Origin of the sequence: Metabacillus halosaccharovorans, assembly GCF_002019635.1 — a bacterium.
GTDB classification, from domain to species: domain Bacteria; phylum Bacillota; class Bacilli; order Bacillales; family Bacillaceae; genus Metabacillus; species Metabacillus halosaccharovorans.
In genome coordinates this window covers 2,910,190-2,925,647 of the sequence record NZ_KV917371.1, presented here as the reverse complement: position 1 = coordinate 2,925,647, position 15,458 = coordinate 2,910,190, and the positions used below count along the sequence as shown (strand labels likewise).

Here is a 15,458-nt window from a genome sequence, read left to right as displayed (position 1 = left end):
AACCTATCAAAGAAAGCAGAAAATAGATTTCTCTGCCTTCTCCTCCCAAATAAAGAGGACATGGCCTCTTTATAAGTTGTAAAGGTTTCAAGATAATATTACCATATTTAAACATAAATAATTGTTTAATTTGTTTTTACCCTTTTGATAAGTCCCGGCGGTTCGCTGATAAAGGCGGTTGTTCTAACCATTCATTTGCAATCATAATATTGACCCCATCCTCCGAAAACTTCAGAACTTCAGCTACTAAACGTGAATAATCTACAACTAAATCACTTCTTTGAGTTTCGGCAATAGATACGCCAAAATTTCCAATTCCTGCATAAATCATTAGACTAAAGTGAAACATCATGATTTTATCAGAAAAAGGTGCTTCCTGTGATTCAGATATCTCTTGTTCAAAAGACGCCGGCAATGGTAATGAAGCCATCTCCAAGTAACTGCCAAAAACCTTAATATGTTTCAATGAAATTTCTTTACCCCTTAGAAAATACTTACGTACCTTATCAGACTTAGCAACCTGACTAAACGCGGTCGCCAAACCTACTCCGAAATAATTGGTCTGTATATTTGCGTAAAGATTCGTAACCTCTGTTCCTGTTAGTGCCTCCCTTCTCCCTAACCCTTCTAAAATAAACGATTGTTTATGTACAAATTCAAGCTTTTCAGGATATGGAATAGCAGGAGGCCGTTGTAGAAGCCCCTTTTCCAATAAAAGAACAGCTGCATTTGTATCAAGTTCAATTGTATCCGTTAAACACTTGGAAAAAAATGAACGAACATCTTGTCGATATGTATTTTGCAGCACTCTTCCGTAAGTAACTAATCCACCCTTGGCCATATTTCTTATATACCAAACATCAGAAAATAAACGTTTCGCTTTTAAATTCACATCATCTTCCGTAAATCCTTGTGGAATCTGTATTTCTTCCTTTGAGTAAATTTCTCTTATAAACTTAACATGTTCTTCAGATAACTTTAATGCATGGACTGTAAGTGACTTAATATCTTCATCATCAACATGTTCGAGAAAATATTTTAGTACACAAATAGCCATGCTATCAGCAAGATAAGTTGCCCATAAATAGGATAATTCCGCAGAAGTTAACTTTATCAGGTCATGGTTGTTTCCCAAAATGAAGTCCTCCTATTTCATCTATTACCCGTAGCATTCCCATAATAAAATAAATATATATGACGAATTGAGGATTCATCGGTTAGCCATAGATAAACTAAAATAAGAGCTTTAAAAAGGCGCTCTTCTCCTCTTAGTGAGCAAATTATCGAGCACCATTTTTATGTATCTAATAAAAAGGCAACCTGAATCAATGCTTATATTGTTTACCTAATTGTTCTTAGAATAATGGGACTGTAACTCATTCCATGAACTTCCTTACAAATACGAGAACAAAAAGAAAAGGATGATAATTTTTTTGATATATATTGCTATGTTTACATAAATTTTTCCAACCACAAAAAAACCGAAGTGAAGCCTTCGATTCTGTAGTGTTTTTAAGTATATTTTTTCTTCAGGGAATATTAAACCCTTTTCAATCCTTCCCTAGTCCCCTGGCTTTTCATTTAATACCCACGGTATGAGAGCTTCAAATTCTAATTGCAAAACTGGTCCTGGAAACTCGTCATATACAAACATTAACTCTTTCTCGAGTCCAAAAGTAAAGTTTTGTATTCTTCATCCCATTCCGAACCCGTAAAATACTCTCCTTCTACTAATTTTCCAACTATATGATAACTACCAATATATAAACGTAATCCAATAGAAGTAATTAGCCCTGCGATTAAAAACATACCTCCCCAACCTCCAGGGAATATAAAATTAACATAATATTCCGTTATTCCGAAGAATACAATCCATTTGATTCGACGTATTTTGTAGAATTTTCACCTTCATTCTCTTATTTTTTTGTATAGTTATTTCCATATGGAAATAACTCGTATCCTACCTCCAAGATCGGTTGTATAATAGACTTTTCCCCAATCGCTAAACGCCCAATTAATAAATAAATTCAATAAACTAATTTAATTAATAAGGGCTAGACTTAAAAATGAATTGCATTTTCAACAAAAGCAACTTAAGGATAGAAAAAGCAGCCAAAATTTAGTAAGATATCCACATGTGACATTAGATAAGGAGTTAGAAAAATGAGTGTATTAAACGTAAAAGATTTAAGTCACGGTTTCGGTGATCGTGCGATTTTTAATAATGTGTCTTTTCGACTTTTAAAAGGAGAACACGTAGGACTAGTTGGGGCAAATGGTGAGGGTAAGTCTACTTTCATGAATATTGTTACCGGGAAGTTACAACCCGACGAGGGGAAAGTTGAGTGGTCACGAAAAGTTCGTGTTGGTTATTTAGATCAGCATGCTGTCCTTCAAAAAGGTACGACGATGCGTGACGCTTTGAGTTCTGCTTTTCAATATCTTTTTGATGCTGAATCAGAGATCAATGAACTTTACGCAAAAATGGGTGATGAAGGTGCTGATATCGATGCATTACTTGCGGAAGTTGGAGAGCTACAAGAAACTCTAGATAGTAATGATTTCTATCAAATTAATTCAAAAGTTGAGGAAGTTGCTCGTGGTCTAGGATTAGACGCGGTTGGACTCGATCGGGATGTAAATGATCTTAGCGGTGGGCAACGTACGAAAGTTTTGCTAGCTAAGCTTTTGCTAGAAAAGCCTGAAATCCTATTACTAGACGAGCCAACGAACTATTTGGATGAACAGCATATCGAATGGTTGAAGCGCTATTTACAGGAATATGAGAATGCATTTATCTTGATTTCACATGATATTCCATTCTTGAACAATGTTGTTAACTTGATTTATCATATGGAAAACCAAGAATTGAATCGCTATGTTGGTGACTATGATAACTTCTTAAAAATCTATGAAATGAAGAAGCAGCAGCTAGAGTCGGCTTACAAGCGACAACAACAAGAAATAGCAGATTTGAAAGATTTCGTTGCTCGTAACAAAGCAAGTGTTGCGACTCGTAATATGGCGATGTCCCGTCAAAAGAAGCTCGACAAAATGGAAATAATTGAATTGGGGAAAGAGAAGCCAAAACCAGAGTTTAACTTCAAAGAAGCTCGTGCAGCTAGCCGTTGGATTTTCACGGCTGAAGATCTTGTTATTGGTTACAACGAACCACTTTCCCGCCCTTTGAATTTGAAAATGGAACGCGGACAAAAAATTGCATTCGTGGGTGCAAACGGTATTGGTAAGTCTACTCTTTTAAAAAGTATTCTTGGGTTGATTAATCCAATTTCGGGTAAAGTGGAACGTGGTGAACATCAATACATCGGTTACTTTGAGCAAGAAGTTAAAGAATCCAATTACAACACTTGTATTGAAGAGATTTGGAGCGAGTTCCCAAGTATGAATCAGGCAGAAGTCAGGGCTGCTCTTGCAAAATGCGGATTAACGACGAAACATATTGAAAGTAAAATCGAAGTTCTCTCTGGTGGCGAAAAAGCAAAAGTTAGATTGTGTAAAATTCTAAACACAGAAACGAACTTACTAATTCTAGACGAACCTACCAATCACTTGGATGTTGAAGCAAAAGAAGAATTAAAACGTGCTTTAAAGGCATATCGCGGAAGTATCTTAATGGTTTCCCACGAACCTGAATTCTATCGTGAAATTGCGACTGAAGTTTGGAATTGTGAGGATTGGACGACAAAAGTGTTTTAAATAATAAGAAAAGCGCAAGCGCCTTGATCAGCCCCGACAAGCATAAGACGCAAAGGAATAGAAGACGTTCTTTGTCTTCAATTCCTTTGTGGCTTATGACCTCGAGGGGCTAGGCGCTGGAGCTAGACACCCACACTCAGTACAAAATTTTATACTTTCTTACCTGTAGATTAAGGGGTACCTAATGATGAAAAATTCACTTGGGTACCCCTTTTATATAGGGCGTCTTATCCTTATTAAGTAACTAACAGAAGTAAATAAGGGACAGTTTTCCGATTATGCAAGAAAAATTCCCCCATCCCATTTTCCACGTTTTCCGGTTAGAAATGCGGCATCTATCCGTCTATTTAACAGATAGGATGCTTAACCTGATCCCCCAACCGATTCCCTACTGGCTGATTTGACACAATTCACGAATATTATTATATCCAATTAGTTTTATAGAGTATCAATTGAGGTGCAGGTTGAAAATAAAAGAGCCTGATTCTTTTACAATATAGGACCCTGCACTATTTTATTTTTTACCTACATCTTAAATTGGTTATTAATCCAACCTATTTTAATATTAATTTGGCCACGCACTCCACATGGCTTGGCTGGTGATGGCAGAGCTGATTATGAATGAGTAGATTCCCCACCGTCTACATGGAGCACTTGGCCTGTAACGAAACGAGAATCATCAGAAGCTAAATACACATATGTTGGGGCAAGCTCAAATGGATGGGCAACCCGTTGCATCGGGTTAAAGGCACCATATACGGCAACCTGGTCTGATGAGAAGCTAGCTGCGATAAGAGGTGTCCAAATTCGCCCAGGTGCTACTGCATTAACCCGGATTCCTCTATTTACCACATTTTTCGACAAAGCGCGCGTGAATCCTACGTTAGCCCCCTTTGTTGCAGTGTAATCAATCATTTGTTTTTCTCCAACATAAGTCACTACAGAAGAAGTTTGAATGATTGAACTTCCCGGTTTCATGTATGGAAGTGCTGCTCTGGTTGTATAGAAGTGGGAATAGATATTCACCTTAAATGTATCATCGAATTGCTGGTCCGTAATGTCCGTTAGGCTCTTTTGCTGGAACTGGATCCCTACATGGTTGCAGAGGACATCCAGACGGCCAAACGTCCGGATGGTTTGCTCTACGATTGCGACACACTGCTGTTTATCCCGCAAGTCACCCGGCATTAACAAACAACGCTGACCGAGTTGTTCGATCCTCGTTTTGGTTCGGTTTGCATCCTCATGTTCATTTAAATAAGCGATGGCTACGTCCGCGCCTTCTTTGGCAAATGCAATTGCGACCGCCGCCCCAATTCCGCTGTCACCACCTGTAATAAGCGCGACCTTTCCTTTTAATTTTCCGCTGCCTTTATAATTTGGGTTTTCAATGATCGGCCGAGGCACCATTAACCCTTCTACACCTGGATGAAAGAGCTGGCGCTGTTCCGGTAAATTCAACGGAATTTCCTCATACTTAGTTATTTTCCCATAGTTAGGGTACATCGGATATGGGTGTTCCACTTTGTTTGCATCAAACGCTTGTTGCAGCTGTTGGATCTGCTGCAGCTTCATTTGATTCTTCGGACCCATCATTTGATTTTTTTGATATTGGCCCATCACGTTGCCCCCTGGATACTGATTTATTTGTGACATGTAATATTGAGACATTTGAGGCATCTGATAATACGGCATCTGATTCGCTTGTTGCATATAATTCATTTGCGGTTGGGGCATTTCCGACATTTGGACCAAGGAATCAATATCTTGCATTTGATCCATCTGTGGCATTTGGCGATCTTTCTTTTCTTGGCTCATGGCAAACCTCCTGATAGTAAACGTTCTGTTTACTGTATGATGAGCAGAAAAGTGAAGTGCCTGTTTCCATTCAACGAGTTATTATAAGGACACCTAGGAAATAAAGACTTGCTCTACATTGATGGGCTTTGAATAAGGTAAAACGTAAGAGAAAATATCAAGGAGGCTGCTATTTTGAGATTCGAATTTAATCCGGAAGTAAAATTATTGCTGGTAAACTATTCCGACGAGAAAGTAAAGATGGATTATATCAATCATTCCTGGCCAATGCCTGAAATTGGATGGAGACCGCCATTCTATACAAACCCTCGTTATAGTTTTAATTACCCTATCATTTAGCAAGTTTTTATTTTTTTTGGACAGTTAAGGGAGAGTCAAAAGTCAATCTGGGTATACTCCTACTTGCAGAAGTTGAAAAGATTCACAAGTTAACGTCGAAGAGCCTGTATTATGGAGTAATTTCTAATACAGGTATTTTTGATTTCAGATAAATTAATGGCACTTTGTTTGCAAGTGGTCCGGATGATTTTTTGCAATAGGAACTCTAGGGAGTATCTTGAAGTCAATCGGGTCGATGTAAAAGAAGACGGCACACCGGTTATTCACTACGATTTGCCGCCCCAACATTTGAATAGAAGCAGGATTTCCCCTTATCGGGAGCCTGCTTCATTTATTAAAATCATCTGCGAAACTACCTCGACATGTGCCGTATGCGGAAACATATCAACAGGCTGAATATACTCAACCTTATAATCCTTACTCAAATAATCAATATCCTTCGCCAATGTACTAGGATTACATGATACATAAACAAATTTCTCCGGTTTTACCTTTTTAATCGCATCCAATAACTTACGGTCACAACCTGTTCTTGGCGGATCAACAACCACAACGTCAGGTCTCCATCCTTCTTCCACCCATTTAGGCAGCCAATGCTCAGCTGTTCCTGTAACATAAGTAGTATTGGTAAAGCCATGTTTTTGCGCATTCTCCTGTGCGTCAATAATAGCCGCTTCAATTGTATCCATTCCACGAACTTCACTAGCATCACCAGCAAGCCAAAGCCCAATAGTCCCCACTCCACAATAGGCATCCGCTATTTTCTCGCGACCTGTTAGGCTGGCAGCTTTTTTGACTTCATCATAAAGCTTGACCGTCTGAATTGGGTTTAATTGAAAAAATGCTCTTGCAGAAAGCTCAAAGCTTAAGTCACCGAGTGTTTCCTGAATCACTTCTTCTCCGCTTAGATGAAGTGTTTTCTCCCCAAAAATTAAAGAAGTTTTGTTTCCATTGATATTTTGCACAAGCGATTTGACCTCAGGAAATCGCTTTTGTATTTCTGCCATTATTAACTTTTTACGCGGGACCTCTTTTTGCGTTGTAATTAACACAACCTGGACCTCACCAGTTTGGAAACCGGCACGCGTCACGATTGTCCTAACTATCCCTTTTCTTTTTCGTTCATCATAAATGGGAACTTGGAAATCTTCGAGAATTTGTTTAACTCCCTCAGAAACCTTATTTGTTAAAGGATGCTGTACCATACAGTTTTGGATCGGAACTAGACGGTGTGAATCAAGTCCATATAAGCCAGCAATGACTTTTCCTTTTTGCTGACCCACTTGGAATTGACTCTTATTTCGGTAATTCCATGGTTCTTCCATTCCAATCGTCGGGCGTATATCAAGCTGATTTACCTTTAATTTCGTATGACGTTCCAATGATTGAATGACAATATCCCGTTTTTCCTTTAACTGTTGATCATAAGCTAAATGCTGAAGCTGACAGCCTCCACATTCCTCATAAATCGGACAAGGCGGCTTCACACGGAAAGGTGAAGACTTTCGAATTGTTTTTACCTTTCCTTCCGCAAACTTCGGTGAGATCTTCGTTGCTTCAACTAAGACTTCCTCTCCAGGTAAGGCACCAGGGACAAACACGACTTGCCTTTTAAAATAACCTACACCCTCACCGTTAATCCCCAGCCGTTTGATCGTAAGAGGAAAAGTTTGTCCTTTCGAAATCTTAATATTACTTGCCTGCGGCTTCTTTTCTTTCATCATATACTCTCCGTTTCTACTCAATGCTTCTCCATAAGTACAATGTTGCATAGCTTAAATAAGGTGACCATTGTTCACTATATTGATCCATCTCAACATGTGATGGTTTTTTTTCAAGATTAAAATGATGTTGAATTGCTCGTTGTATCCCTATATCTGCTTTTGGAAAGAGGTTTGGTCGTCCGAGGCCAGAGAGTAAAAGGCTTTGAACTGTCCAAGGACCAATGCCCCGAATTTTAATCAGATTTTTTAAAATTTCTTCGTCTGTTTGATTGGCTAATTCAGCTAAATTCAGTTTTCCTTCAGCAATAAGCCTGGATGTATCAATAAGATATTCTGCTTTTCTCCCGCTAAATTGAAGGTCTCTTAGCTCTTCGTATTGGAGTCCGGCAACGACTTCAGGCTTAGGATAAAACCAAACACCCTCTACCTCATAGCCAAATTTTTTAACGAATCTTGTTGTTAGCGTATGGGCAAAAGCTAAGTTTAGTTGTTGATGAATGATGCACTTGACCAAACAGTTATAAAGATCAAATTCTAACACAATTGGCGTTCCTTTGTGTTGTTCAAAGATCTTAGCAATATTTGTCTTCTGAAAATGCATGTCAACATCTTGTAGCGGGAAGTCCCATCGAAAGATTCTCCCCATTCTTTTCAGTGCAGCCTCTTTTATATCCTCTTTATTTCCACTTATTTCAAAAGCAGGTTCTTGTGTCGTTCCAATTGCTTTGACCTTAATGACATTTGGCATGTCATTGATAACGAATGGAACTTTTATCGACTTTTCAATTTTATTTAGTGATATGATTGGATCCATTGATAACCTATCCAATGCTGCATCAAAATTGTATGGACCTTTACATCTGACCGTTTCCATCCACATATTCTTTCTTCCTTTTCACCTTTTCCTATTATTATAACATTCCATACTCTTTTCTTAATAAAGATGAAAAAACCCTTTGAATGAAAACTCAAAGGGAAATGAGATAAGGATGGTCAATCATTCTACTGAGCATTAAATCATCTAAGCTTTTAAAGGTGTAGCCTTGCTTTCTTAATTCCACAATGGCATTGTCTAAAGCCTCGGCATTATCCTTTGATACGGTATGAAGCAGTAAAATGCAACCCGGATGAATTTGCTTCATAATGTTGTCATAGGAATATCTCCAGCCTTTTTGATCATTTACTTTCCAATCAACAAAAGCTAACGACCAAAAAACGGATGTGTAACCAAGTTCTTTTGCATCATTAAGTACTCTCTCACTAAAAATACCACGTGGCGGTCTCAGGTAGCTCATACCTTTTTGATCTGTTAATTCCTCTACCTTAAGTCGGACAGATTCTAGCTCTTTTTTTAACTCCTCATCACTTTGGGTCGTTAAATCCGGATGGTACCATGAGTGATTTCCCACGATATGCCCTTCATCGACCATTCGCTTGACTAAGTCAGCTTCCGTATCCAGGTAATGTCCTGTAATAAAAAAGGTTGCCGGTACCTTCCGTTCTTTTAACACATCCAATACTTTTTCTGTGTATCCATTTTCATATCCATTATCAAACGTTAAATAGATTTCTTTCTTTGAGGTATCCCCCATATAAAAAGAGCCATACTTAGCTAAAAGCTCATCTAATTCCTTCCCTGCTGAAGCCGGCTCGTGATTTTGGCTCTTTTTAAATCCCCAGTGAATTGGCTTATTTGATACTGCTTGTGCTGTATTTATCGTTAAAAAAAGAAGACAAAAAAGAGTCAAAAGCATAGACCATTTTTTCATGACAGTTCTCTCCTCATTTCACATAATTAGTTATAGTGTTGTTTAAGAGAGGAATTCAATACTGAGAAAAAATGGGAATAGCTTGTTTGTGCAAGGCGGGCGCACTTTGTCGAAAAAAGTCTAATCGAAAATAAAATCTCAGAATCGAAGATAATTTTTTAAAATCGCTGATATATTCTCAAAATCGCTGATAAAATCCCAGAATCGCTGATATATCCTCAAAACTCGAAGATTCCCAGTCGATACCAAAAAAAGACCCGCAATTTTGCGGATCTTCCTCCTAATTAATCGTTTATTTAAATACCGGCTCTTTAAAATTCCCCAATTTTTCAAGTGAGCTTTTATCCACATCAGCATGAAGACTATTTCCGAGAGAATCCATTGTGACAACTGCTGTAAATCCTTCAACTTTTAAATGCCACATAGCTTCAGGAATACCAAATTGCATTAAATCTACACCTTCAACTGATTTAATACAATCTGCATAATATTGAGCAGCTCCACCGATTGCATTTAGGTATACTCCGCCATGCTCTTCTAATGCTTTCAACGTTTTAGGTCCCATTCCACCTTTTCCGATGACTGCGCGAATGCCAAATCGCTTCATGATATCGCCTTGATATGGCTCTTCACGGATACTTGTTGTCGGACCCGCCGCTTTTACATGATAATTACCATCTTCATCTTTTAACATAACCGGTCCACAGTGATAAATAATTTGTCCATTTAAATCAACTGGTGAGTCATTTTCAGAGAGGTACTTATGGATCGCATCACGTCCTGTGTACATCATTCCGTTAATACGAACAACGTCTCCAACCTTTAGCTCTCTTATTTTCTCTTCTGTAATCGGTGCTTCAAGAACAACTTCTCTTATATCTGCCGCTTGTTCTTCAGTTGCAGCTACTTCACCTTGTGAAAAGTCAATATCCTCACCATCTTGGTATAGCCACCCATTGATCGAACCACTTTCAGGATTGATAAGGACACCTAAACGGCGGTATGCCCAGCAATTATATGCAACAGATACAAAGAAGCTTGCCGGTATACGGTTTATGACGCCAACTTTGCATCCGAGTAACGTCGTTTCTCCTCCAAATCCCATTGTACCAATACCAAGTTCATTGGCATGTTCCATTACGTACTCTTCTAACTGACGCAGTTCTTCACGTTCATTGACATCGTCAACACGTCTGAAAAGTTGATTCTTCGCAAGCTCATATCCGCTTGTCCGGTCTCCACCAATGCCAACTCCGATGAACCCTGCGCTACAGCCTTGTCCTTGTGCCTGGTAGACAGAATGCATAATACATTTACGAATTCCGTCCAGATCACGTCCAGCTTTTCCTAAGCCTTCAAGTTCACATGGAAGACTGTATTGAATATTTTTATTTTCACAGCCGCCACCTTTTAAAATCAGGCGGGCATCTATATAATCATTTTCCCATTGTTCAAATTTAATAACAGGCGTCCCTTCACCAAGGTTATCACCACTGTTAGAACCTGTAATTGAATCAACTGAGTTAGGACGAAGCTTACCATCCTTTGTCGCCTGCTCAATGGCACGTTTAATGTCTTTGGTCATTTCAAGTTGGTTTGCACCGACAGGCACTTTTATTTTAAATGTTGGTAAACCGGTGTCTTGGCAAATTGGCGAAATATTGTCATCTGCCATTTTTATATTATTTGCAATTGTTGCTAATGACATTGCCGAACGTGTCCCGGCACTTTCCTTTAGCTTTGCTTGAGCAATTGCTCTTCTTACGTCTTTTGGTAAATTGGTCGAAGTTTCTACAACTAATTGGTACATACTCTCATAAAAGTTTTCCATCTCGATTCCCCCCATGTATACGTACATTCCATTATTTTGACATACGTAAGCACCCTTCAAAGCCGCTGCATACAAGTGCTTCAGTCAATTCTATAAATCTAGTCATTTCATAAACTTTCAGGTTTTTCCCACAATTTTTATTATACTCGTAAGATTATTTATTGAAAAGTCGTATCAAAGCGTTTTCAAAATCTGTATCAAAAAAGCCGACACCCCTTGTGTCAGCTTACTTATCCCAATCTTTTTTAAATTGATTTTGTTTCATCTCAAGATCATCAAGCATTTGAATTAATCGATCTATATCATCAACATCTGTAGATTCAGGATCCATTGAATCCAGAACTTCTAAAAACATATTTAATCGATTTTTCAAATAAGATAGTTGGGAATCCTTGTCATGTACTGCGTTACCCATTATTTCGCCCCTTTCAGATAAGTGTATCGTAGACTATTTTAAATTGTTTGACAAGTATCTATTGTTTACTCACAGGATGTGTAAAAGACATGTTCATGTTAAAATGAAAGGTATGCTATTTTCTTATAGCTGTTATTTCTACCTTTTAAAAAGGAGCATAAACAAATGAATGCACTAAAATCCGCAAACCCTATTACAACGTCATATGATCCATGGGAAGCCTATTTAGATGTAAAGCAGTATGGGCAAATGACGTTAACAAACATAGAATTTACCACAACAACACTCTGTAATATGCGTTGTGAACATTGTGCTGTTGGCTATACACTGCAGCCTAAAGATCCGCAAGCACTTCCGATAGAGCTTTTATTAAAGAGATTAGATGAGGTACCAACCCTGCGTTCTCTCAGTATTACAGGCGGGGAGCCGATGCTTTCCTTGAAATCAGTCGACCAATATGTTGTTCCTCTTTTAAAGTATGCCCACGAACGAGGTGTTCGTACACAAATAAATTCAAATTTAACGCTTGATTTGAAACGCTATGAAAAGATTATTCCTTACTTGGATGTTTTACATATCTCACATAACTGGGGCACAGTTGATGAATTTGTTGAAGTTGGCTTTGCTGTGATGGACCGTAAACCAACCTATGAACAACGAGCAAAACTATTTGAGCGAATGATTGAAAATAGCCGTGCTCTTGTAAAAGCCGGAGTAATTGTATCGGCAGAAACGATGTTAAACAAGCGCACACTTCCATATATTGAAAAAATCCATAAGCAGGTAGTGGAAGAGATGCATTGTCAACGTCATGAAATACATCCCATGTATCCAAGTGATTTTGCGAGTTCATTGGAAACCTTGTCACTTCCTGAAATGCGAAAATCCATTCATCATTTACTTGATACCAGAGATGAAAACACATGGATGCTATTTGGTACATTACCCTTCTATGCTTGCAGTGAAAACCCGGAAGATATCGAACTTATTCAACGCTTAAGAGAAAGTAAAAATGTCACTGTACGCAATGATCCTGATGGCCGCTCACGTTTAAATGTGAATATTTTTAACGGAGATATTATCGTGACAGATTTCGGTGATACACCTGCTCTTGGAAATATAAAGGATAACACTCTTCAATCCGCCTATTCTAAATGGATGGATTCTAATATAGCCAAATCACTAAACTGTCATTGTCCTGCTGTTCAATGTCTAGGTCCGAATGTACTTGTAAAGAATAGTTATTATCAAGACATTGACTTTACGAAACGAAAATCCAAGATATAAGGTGACAAAATGGAAACAATAAAGGAACTGTTGGGATTAAAAGTTGTTCAAATCATATTAGTTGCTGTCATTTTAGTGATAAGTGTTACATTGATTAATTTTATTGTCGGTAAGTTTTTTAAGAAAACGAACTTCATCGAAGAACGAAAAGAAAAAACAATCGAAAGCTTGATTCGGTCATTAACCAAATATACCGCTACAATCAGTTTTATTTTGTATCTTCTTTCTCAATTTGTTGAAAATTTCGGCTCCATTTTAGCCGGAGCCGGTGTAGCTGGAATCATACTCGGGTTTGGTGCTCAAAGCCTTATTAAAGATATACTCGCAGGAATGTTTATTATCTATGAAAAACAGCTTCATCAAGGTGATTTTATTACAATAAATAATACATTTCATGGGACTGTTGAGGAAATCGGTCTTAGGTCATTAAAGATTCGTGAATGGAGCGGAAAGCTTTTAACAATCAGTAATGGTGAGATAAAACAAATTCATAACTACAATATTGACCGGATGCGAGTCATTGAACGTGTTGTTATCAGCTACCGAGAGGACCCGGACATGGTTTGGCAAGTCCTTGAGGAAGCATGTGAAAAAATCAATATGGAATTTGAATCTTGTTTAAAAAGAGATTCCCTTAATGAAATAATCGAGCACTTTCAAGTGTTCGGCATTACATCCCTTAATGGTCAATTTCGCGGCTATGAATACACGATTATCGGTTTAGTTGATGATCAATTTTATTGGAGTACAGCAAAAGGAGCACGGAGAATAATTGCTAAAGCTTTATTTGACGCTAATATTAATCTTGCAGAATCACGTGTACTTATAAACCAAATTGAAAAAGAGCTTTCCAACTAAATTACTTGGAAAGCTCTTTTTTCTTTATCTTGGACGGTCAGATGTGACAAATCCAAATGAAGCATGATCTTGTAGAGGAATCCACGCACCGATTCCTTGTGAAGTGATATTTTTTACCACAATACTTCTCTTATTTCCCTTTAAGACCAGATATACTTCACCATACGTAACTTTTCCTTTTTCATTTACAGCAGGTGCATATGCATAGAGATAACCCAGTTTTTTTGGAGGAACGTTATAGACTTGGTCTTTCTTCGTTCCAGCTCCAATAATGGTCTCAAAAGCAAGTGGTAAGTTTGTTTTCTTCATTGCTTTAAGAAGCATCATTTTCTTGACATGTTCTGCTTCAGGAACTTTTGCTGTTAATCCGCCTTTAACAGATTTTTGTGCTTCTTGACGATAACTCATTTGAATTTGTGATTTTCCACCGCGATTATCCTGATAATTTGTATTTATTTTTTGATACTCCCAATTTGTCGCCGTTTCGGATGATTCATAATTCAACGCCCATTCTCCCAAGTAAATAGTTGCCCGGTAGCCAAAAGCCAATGGTGCATCAGAGATTGTGGATTCGTTTAAAATACGGATTAAATCAGGGTTTTCAATCGGAACCTCGGCTGTGTCGATCAGTTGCTGTGTTAACTCACTTGGTTGTAAATACGGTAAGTCTTGAGTCGGGTTTGGATACGTATTTTCCTTAGATATTTCCATGACAGAGCCGGGAATTTTCGGTTTTTGAGGTTTTCCTTCTGCTAAAACAACACTTGAAAAACTAAATGATAAAAGCAAAACGAAAGAAACGAGCAATCTCTTTTTCATTTTCTTTACTCCCTTCAACATGCTTATCCTTATTGTTTTCAAGTGATCTGCTGTTTATCCAGAAAAATCCCTTCGTTTATTTGGAAGTTTTTTCAACATATACATTTATCTTTTCAACAACAAGTCATAGCGTGCTGATACAGGTTTTGAGAACATTTGAATAATCGGGCCGATTAAAAATGTGATAATAATTGTTCCTATTCCAATCGGACCTTGAAAGATAAATGCTAATATTAACGCAACGACTTCACCTATTGTTTTAGCGACCATGAAATTAAGAGAAAATCTTTCATGTAAGGAGATCATTAATTGATCAATAGGATTTGCAGGGAACTTTGTTTGCAAGTACATTGAGACCCCAAGAGCGATGAAAAAGATACCTAATAATAAAGAAACAACTTGTTTTAACATTCCATCAAGAAACATGTTTTTAAAAACGACGAGCATCCAAAAATCAACGAAAAAGCCAATTAAAAGAATTGTAATGATGGCTAAAAATTTCGGTTTTCCTTTTGTTATGAAGGCATTTATAAACATCAAGATAACACCGATAACAAATACCCAGCTTCCTACTGTTAAACCAATGACTTTCGAAAGCCCTACATTCAGTGCATCCCATGCTCCTGCTCCTAAATTTGCTTTTATTGTGAATGTCACACCAAGTCCCATAAAAAACAAACCGATTAAATAAAAAAAGACTCTTATTTTCATGATTATGTTTGTTCCTTTCCTATGTAGATGTTAATTAAAATATGAGGACAACCATAACTTTAAAACAATTTCAAAAATAAATAAACAGAAGATTTACAAATTAGCACATATGCTGTAAAATAAAATTATACGAAAGGTATCTGAGTTTTTTTGATGCTTTTTGCAAGCGT

15 protein-coding genes are annotated in these 15,458 nt (G+C 37.7%); 5 read left to right on the top strand and 10 right to left on the bottom strand.

The genetic code is table 11. The features are described 5' to 3' along the window. Nucleotides 1–136: 136 nt before the first annotated feature. Nucleotides 137–1,135: a DUF3231 family protein gene (locus BK577_RS14065; protein WP_078433360.1), complete on the bottom strand. Its 999-nt coding sequence runs from the start codon at nt 1,133–1,135 to the stop codon at nt 137–139. Between the two features lie 518 nt (nt 1,136–1,653). Beyond that, nucleotides 1,654–1,809 (bottom strand): hypothetical protein, encoded by a 156-nt coding sequence (locus BK577_RS26025; RefSeq protein ID WP_169908246.1) that lies wholly within the window; start codon nt 1,807–1,809, stop codon nt 1,654–1,656. A 354-nt stretch (nt 1,810–2,163) separates the two neighbouring features. On the opposite strand from BK577_RS26025, the gene BK577_RS14060 reads away from it, so the two are divergent. Further along, a complete protein-coding gene (locus BK577_RS14060) occupies nt 2,164–3,717 on the top strand; it encodes an ABC-F family ATP-binding cassette domain-containing protein (RefSeq protein ID WP_078433359.1) in 1,554 nt (517 codons plus the stop codon). Nucleotides 3,718–4,332: 615 nt separating this feature from the next. Here the strand turns inward: BK577_RS14060 and BK577_RS14055 are convergent. Beyond that, nucleotides 4,333–5,337 (bottom strand): SDR family oxidoreductase, encoded by a 1,005-nt coding sequence (locus BK577_RS14055; protein ID WP_425435931.1) that lies wholly within the window; start codon nt 5,335–5,337, stop codon nt 4,333–4,335. 29 nt (nt 5,338–5,366) lie between these two features. On the opposite strand from BK577_RS14055, the gene BK577_RS25735 reads away from it, so the two are divergent. Both BK577_RS25735 and BK577_RS26020 read left to right on the top strand, forming a co-directional pair. Further along, complete coding sequence (locus BK577_RS25735; protein ID WP_139367309.1) at nt 5,367–5,549, top strand: hypothetical protein; 183 nt, start codon at nt 5,367–5,369, stop codon at nt 5,547–5,549. A gap of 160 nt (nt 5,550–5,709) precedes the next feature. Beyond that, nucleotides 5,710–5,874, top strand: a complete 165-nt coding sequence (locus BK577_RS26020) for a hypothetical protein (protein WP_169908244.1) — start codon at nt 5,710–5,712, stop codon at nt 5,872–5,874. A gap of 311 nt (nt 5,875–6,185) precedes the next feature. On the opposite strand, the gene rlmD is transcribed toward BK577_RS26020, so the two are convergent. The 5 genes from rlmD to BK577_RS14030 all read right to left on the bottom strand — a co-directional run bounded on the left by rlmD (nt 6,186) and on the right by BK577_RS14030 (nt 11,613). Next, complete coding sequence (gene rlmD, locus BK577_RS14050; RefSeq protein ID WP_078433358.1) at nt 6,186–7,595, bottom strand: 23S rRNA (uracil(1939)-C(5))-methyltransferase RlmD; 1,410 nt, start codon at nt 7,593–7,595, stop codon at nt 6,186–6,188. Nucleotides 7,596–7,611: 16 nt separating this feature from the next. Next, nucleotides 7,612–8,478 (bottom strand): DNA-3-methyladenine glycosylase family protein, encoded by an 867-nt coding sequence (locus tag BK577_RS14045; RefSeq protein ID WP_078433357.1) that lies wholly within the window; start codon nt 8,476–8,478, stop codon nt 7,612–7,614. Between the two features lie 88 nt (nt 8,479–8,566). Then, on the bottom strand, nt 8,567–9,367 hold the full coding sequence (gene pdaA, locus BK577_RS14040; protein ID WP_026561913.1) for a delta-lactam-biosynthetic de-N-acetylase: 801 nt from the start codon (nt 9,365–9,367) through the stop codon (nt 8,567–8,569). Between the two features lie 292 nt (nt 9,368–9,659). Next, nucleotides 9,660–11,198 carry a fumarate hydratase gene (locus BK577_RS14035; RefSeq protein ID WP_139367308.1) on the bottom strand — a complete coding sequence of 513 codons (1,539 nt, stop codon included), beginning with the start codon at nt 11,196–11,198 and terminating at the stop codon, nt 9,660–9,662. 226 nt (nt 11,199–11,424) lie between these two features. After that, complete coding sequence (locus tag BK577_RS14030) at nt 11,425–11,613, bottom strand: SE1561 family protein (protein WP_078433356.1); 189 nt, start codon at nt 11,611–11,613, stop codon at nt 11,425–11,427. A 165-nt stretch (nt 11,614–11,778) separates the two neighbouring features. Between BK577_RS14030 and yfkAB the strand changes: the two genes are divergently transcribed. Together yfkAB and BK577_RS14020 are read left to right on the top strand one after the other, a co-directional pair. Continuing rightward, nucleotides 11,779–12,900, top strand: coding sequence for a radical SAM/CxCxxxxC motif protein YfkAB (yfkAB, locus tag BK577_RS14025; protein WP_078433355.1), 1,122 nt, complete (start codon nt 11,779–11,781; stop codon nt 12,898–12,900). 9 nt (nt 12,901–12,909) lie between these two features. Continuing rightward, nucleotides 12,910–13,758, top strand: a complete 849-nt coding sequence (locus BK577_RS14020; RefSeq protein WP_078433354.1) for a mechanosensitive ion channel family protein — start codon at nt 12,910–12,912, stop codon at nt 13,756–13,758. 24 nt (nt 13,759–13,782) lie between these two features. Here the strand turns inward: BK577_RS14020 and BK577_RS14015 are convergent, their stop codons facing one another. Next, nucleotides 13,783–14,577: a YfkD famly protein gene (locus tag BK577_RS14015; protein ID WP_026561918.1), complete on the bottom strand. Its 795-nt coding sequence runs from the start codon at nt 14,575–14,577 to the stop codon at nt 13,783–13,785. Between the two features lie 105 nt (nt 14,578–14,682). After that, nucleotides 14,683–15,288 (bottom strand): YczE/YyaS/YitT family protein, encoded by a 606-nt coding sequence (locus BK577_RS14010; protein WP_078433353.1) that lies wholly within the window; start codon nt 15,286–15,288, stop codon nt 14,683–14,685. Nucleotides 15,289–15,458 lie beyond the last annotated feature (170 nt).